Raw genomic sequence first — 5,459 nt, 5'->3', positions numbered from 1 at the left:
ACATAACTGGTAATGTTATGCCTGACATATCCCTTGGGATATGTGACATGCAGGGTGCTAAACATGTGTTTAGCCTGCTTTAACAAATTGGAAGAAGTAAAGGATACAAGCTTTTCGGCTTGCTTTTCAATGGGATTAGGGTATGAAACAACTTCTTGTTTCTTATTTCTAGATGATTGCCAAATCATATTGCTTTGAACTACACCTTATGGATTTTAGCTACGACATAACCTAAAGGTTAGTCTTCACTGAAACTCCGGCATTCGCCTTCGTTTTCATCCGTTAGATTTCTGATGATCGCTCATCATCGTCTAAGTTTTAAGGTTATAGGATCAAGCCTCACGAGCAATTAGTATCAGTTAGCTTAATGCATTACTGCACTTCCACACCTGACCTATCAACGTCCTGGTCTTGAACGACTCTTTAGCTGGCTTAAAGCCAGAGGCAAGTCTCATCTCGAGGCGAGTTTCACGCTTAGATGCTTTCAGCGTTTATCTCTTCCGCACTTAGCTACCCAGCTATACCATTGGCATGATAACTGGTCCACCAGAGGTGCGTCCACTCCGGTCCTCTCGTACTAGGAGCAGGTCCCCTCAAACTTGCAGCGCCCACGGCAGATAGGGACCAAACTGTCTCACGACGTTTTAAACCCAGCTCACGTACCACTTTAAATGGCGAACAGCCATACCCTTGGGACCGGCTACAGCCCCAGGATGTGATGAGCCGACATCGAGGTGCCAAACTCCCCCGTCGATATGAACTCTTGGGAGGAATCAGCCTGTTATCCCCAGAGTACCTTTTATCCGTTGAGCGATGGCCCTTCCATACAGAACCACCGGATCACTATGACCTGCTTTCGCACCTGCTCGACCTGTCCGTCTCGCAGTCAAGCAACCTTTTGCCATTGCACTATCAGTACGATTTCCGACCGTACCTAGGTTACCTTCGCACTCCTCCGTTACTCTTTGGGAGGAGACCGCCCCAGTCAAACTGCCTACCATACACGGTCCCCAGTCCGGATTACGGACCTAGGTTAGAACCTCAACAACATCAGGGTGGTATTTCAAGGATGACTCCACGATATCTAGCGACACCGCTTCATAGTCTCCCACCTATCCTACACAAATCTTGTCAAAGTCCAATGTAAAGCTGCAGTAAAGGTTCATGGGGTCTTTCCGTCTAGCCGCGGGGAGATTGCATCTTCACAAACATTTCAACTTCGCTGAGTCCCGAGAGGAGACAGTGTGGCCATCGTTACGCCATTCGTGCGGGTCGGAACTTACCCGACAAGGAATTTCGCTACCTTAGGACCGTTATAGTTACGGCCGCCGTTTACTGGGACTTCAATCAAGAGCTTGCACCCCATCATTTAATCTTCCAGCACCGGGCAGGCGTCACACCCTATACGTCCACTTTCGTGTTTGCAGAGTGCTGTGTTTTTATTAAACAGTCGCAGCCACCTTTTCACTGCAACCCCATCACGCTTCAAGAGCAAGTCTCTACACGTTACCGGGGCGCACCTTCTCCCGAAGTTACGGTGCTAATTTGCCGAGTTCCTTCTCCCGGGTTCTCTCAAGCGCCTTAGAATTCTCATCCTACCCACCTGTGTCGGTTTGCGGTACGGTCTTATATAACTGAAGCTTAGTGGCTTTTCTTGGAAGCATGGTATCAATCACTTCGTCTGCAAGCAGACTCGTTATCACGTCTCAGTCTTAGCTCTCCGGATTTGCCTAAAGAACCAACCTACACGCTTGAACCGGGACATCCAACACCCGGCTGACCTAACCTTCTCCGTCCCCACATCGCATTATATAAAGGTACAGGAATATTAACCTGTTTCCCATCAGCTACGCATCTCTGCCTCACCTTAGGGGCCGACTCACCCTGCGCCGATGAACGTTGCGCAGGAAACCTTGGGTTTTCGGCGAGCGGGCTTTTCACCCGCTTTATCGCTACTCATGTCAGCATTCGCACTTCTGATACCTCCAGCATTCCTCACAGAACACCTTCGCAGGCCTACAGAACGCTCTCCTACCATACTAGTAAACTAGTATCCGAAGCTTCGGTTACGTGCTTAGCCCCGTTACATCTTCCGCGCAGGACGACTCGACCAGTGAGCTATTACGCTTTCTTTAAATGATGGCTGCTTCTAAGCCAACATCCTGGCTGTCTATGCCTTCCCACTTCGTTTTCCACTTAGCACGTCATTTGGGACCTTAGCTGTCGGTCTGGGTTGTTTCCCTCTTGTCCACGGACGTTAGCACCCATGGACTGTCTCCCGTAATTGAACTTCTCAGTATTCGGAGTTTGCAATGGTTTGGTAAGTTCTTATGAACCCCCTAGCCATAACAGTGCTCTACCCCCGAGAGTTAAATACGAGGCACTACCTAAATAGTTTTCGGAGAGAACCAGCTATCTCCAAGTTTGTTTAGCCTTTCACCCCTATCCACAGCTCATCCCCAAATTTTTCAACATTTGTGGGTTCGGACCTCCAGTACCTGTTACGGCACCTTCATCCTGGCCATGGATAGATCACTTGGTTTCGGGTCTACACCCAGCGACTAAAACGCCCTATTCGGACTCGATTTCTCTACGCCTCCCCTATCGGTTAAGCTTGCCACTGAATGTAAGTCGCTGACCCATTATACAAAAGGTACGCAGTCACCCCTTACGAGGCTCCCACTGTTTGTATGCATACGGTTTCAGGATCTATTTCACTCCCCTCCCGGGGTTCTTTTCGCCTTTCCCTCACGGTACTGGTTCACTATCGGTCGATTACGAGTATTTAGCCTTGGAGGATGGTCCCCCCATGTTCAGACAAGGTTTCTCGTGCCCCGCCCTACTTGTCGTTACCCTAGTTCCACAAACGGGATTTCGTATACGGGACTATCACCCACTACGGTCGGACTTTCCATTCCGTTCTACTATCGCGTCTGCTAAAAGTAACAGGCTGTTCCATGTTCGCTCGCCACTACTTACGGAATCTCGGTTGATTTCTTTTCCTCGAGCTACTTAGATGTTTCAGTTCACTCGGTTCGCCACCATCTCCCTATATATTCAGGAGCGGTTACCCTTGCGGGTGGGTTTCCCCATTCGGACATCTCCGGATCAAAGCTTATTTGCCAGCTCCCCGAAGCTTTTCGCAGGCTATCACGTCCTTCATCGCCTGTAATCGCCTAGGCATCCACCATATGCACTTATTCACTTGACCCTATAACGTTAAAACCTAAACCCTTTTTAAATCCAGGTTTCGTCGTGCATGAGACACGCGTTACAGGTAATTCTAAAGCACTATCAAACCTCGTTAGATTTGCTTCATTCATGATTACTCATCAATGTCACTTCTCAACTTGCGTTTAATATATTTATGATTTTGCAATCAATCGATATTATTTCCGGTTAAAAAATAATATCGCCCATTGAATATAAGTTGTCATCACACAACCTATATTCCTTTACTTCTTCCATTTTGTTAAAGAACAGTCTAGTAAAAAAACTAGAAGCAAGCACTACGCAATAAACACTACACAAGTAACGCTTGCTTCTAATCTCTAAACTACAACAAAGATCCATTCATCCAAACCATCAATAAGGTGGTGGAGGATAACGGGATCGAACCGTTGACCCCCTGCTTGCAAAGCAGGTGCTCTCCCAGCTGAGCTAATCCCCCTCTTGTGTCGCCATGCTGCGTTACTCAACACCTCACATACTCATGTATGCGTCGGCGTTTCGTGCCTTGCCTGACACCACAATAAAAACTTACTGATAGAGTGGTGGGTCTGGTTGGGCTCGAACCAACGACCCCCGCCTTATCAAGACGGTGCTCTAACCAGCTGAGCTACAGACCCTAAGGCGGTGCGCCTAAATCTTTGTTGCTGCTTATGTTTAAGATGACTGATAAGAGTGAATGCTTGTAGCCAAGTGATGGGCTCTAGAAAGGAGGTGATCCAGCCGCACCTTCCGATACGGCTACCTTGTTACGACTTCACCCCAGTCATGAATACTACCGTGGTAAGCGTCCCCCTTGCGGTTAGACTACCTACTTCTGGTAAAACCCACTCCCATGGTGTGACGGGCGGTGTGTACAAGGCCCGGGAACGTATTCACCGCGACATGCTGATCCGCGATTACTAGCGATTCCGACTTCATGCTCTCGAGTTGCAGAGAACAATCCGGACTACGATCGGCTTTCTGAGATTAGCTCCCCCTCGCGGGTTGGCAACTCTCTGTACCGACCATTGTATTACGTGTGAAGCCCTGGCCATAAGGGCCATGAGGACTTGACGTCATCCCCACCTTCCTCCGGTTTGTCACCGGCAGTCCCATTAAAGTGCCCAACTAAATGATGGCAATTAATGGCAAGGGTTGCGCTCGTTGCGGGACTTAACCCAACATCTCACGACACGAGCTGACGACAGCCATGCAGCACCTGTGTCCACTTTCCCTTACGGGCACCTAATGCATCTCTGCTTCGTTAGTGGCATGTCAAGGCCAGGTAAGGTTTTTCGCGTTGCATCGAATTAATCCACATAATCCACCGCTTGTGCGGGCCCCCGTCAATTCCTTTGAGTTTTAATCTTGCGACCGTACTCCCCAGGCGGTCTACTTCACGCGTTAGCTGCGTTACTCATGGATTTTACTCCACCAACAACTAGTAGACATCGTTTAGGGCGTGGACTACCAGGGTATCTAATCCTGTTTGCTCCCCACGCTTTCGTGCATGAGCGTCAATATTATCCCAGGGGGCTGCCTTCGCCATTGGTATTCCTCCACATCTCTACGCATTTCACTGCTACACGTGGAATTCTACCCCCCTCTGACATATTCTAGTCTGGCAGTTTCAAACGCAGTTCCCAAGTTGAGCTCGGGGATTTCACATCTGACTTGCCAAACCGCCTGCGCACGCTTTACGCCCAGTAATTCCGATTAACGCTCGCACCCTACGTATTACCGCGGCTGCTGGCACGTAGTTAGCCGGTGCTTCTTATCAAGGTACCGTCAACCTCACCATTTATTCGATGGTAAGTTTTCTTCCCTTGCGAAAGAGCTTTACAACCCGAAGGCCTTCTTCACTCACGCGGAATGGCTGGATCAGGCTTGCGCCCATTGTCCAAAATTCCCCACTGCTGCCTCCCGTAGGAGTCTGGACCGTGTCTCAGTTCCAGTGTGGCTGGTCGTCCTCTCAGACCAGCTACTGATCGTCGCCTTGGTAGGCCATTACCCCACCAACTAGCTAATCAGATATCGGCCGCTCTTATAACGTAAGGTCCGAAGATCCCCTACTTTCCCCCTCAGGGCGTATGCGGTATTAGCTAATCTTTCGACTAGTTATCCCCCATTACAAGGCACGTTCCGATATATTACTCACCCGTTCGCCACTAATCCCCCTAGCAAGCTAAGGTTCATCGTTCGACTTGCATGTGTAAAGCATTCCGCCAGCGTTCAATCTGAGCCAGGAT

The 5,459-nt window shown here is 49.2% G+C and carries 1 protein-coding gene, 2 tRNA genes and 2 rRNA genes; all 5 read right to left on the bottom strand.

What is annotated here, in order from left to right:
• The coding region (locus Q9291_RS14105; RefSeq protein WP_306390774.1) for a hypothetical protein at positions 1-188 on the bottom strand (188 nt) is incomplete at its 3' end.
• 140 nt (positions 189-328) lie between these two features.
• Positions 329-3,211: ribosomal RNA gene (locus Q9291_RS14100) — 23S ribosomal RNA — on the bottom strand.
• 383 nt (positions 3,212-3,594) lie between these two features.
• Positions 3,595-3,670, bottom strand: a tRNA-Ala gene (locus tag Q9291_RS14095).
• A gap of 101 nt (positions 3,671-3,771) precedes the next feature.
• Positions 3,772-3,848: transfer RNA gene (locus Q9291_RS14090), tRNA-Ile, on the bottom strand.
• A gap of 87 nt (positions 3,849-3,935) precedes the next feature.
• Positions 3,936-5,459, bottom strand: a 16S ribosomal RNA gene (locus Q9291_RS14085); the annotation flags it as partial.

Origin of the sequence: Methylophilus aquaticus, assembly GCF_030769565.1 — a bacterium.
GTDB lineage: Bacteria > Pseudomonadota > Gammaproteobacteria > Burkholderiales > Methylophilaceae > Methylophilus > Methylophilus aquaticus.
Note: the sequence above shows the minus strand (reverse complement) of the source record. Positions and strands in the feature narration are given on the sequence as shown.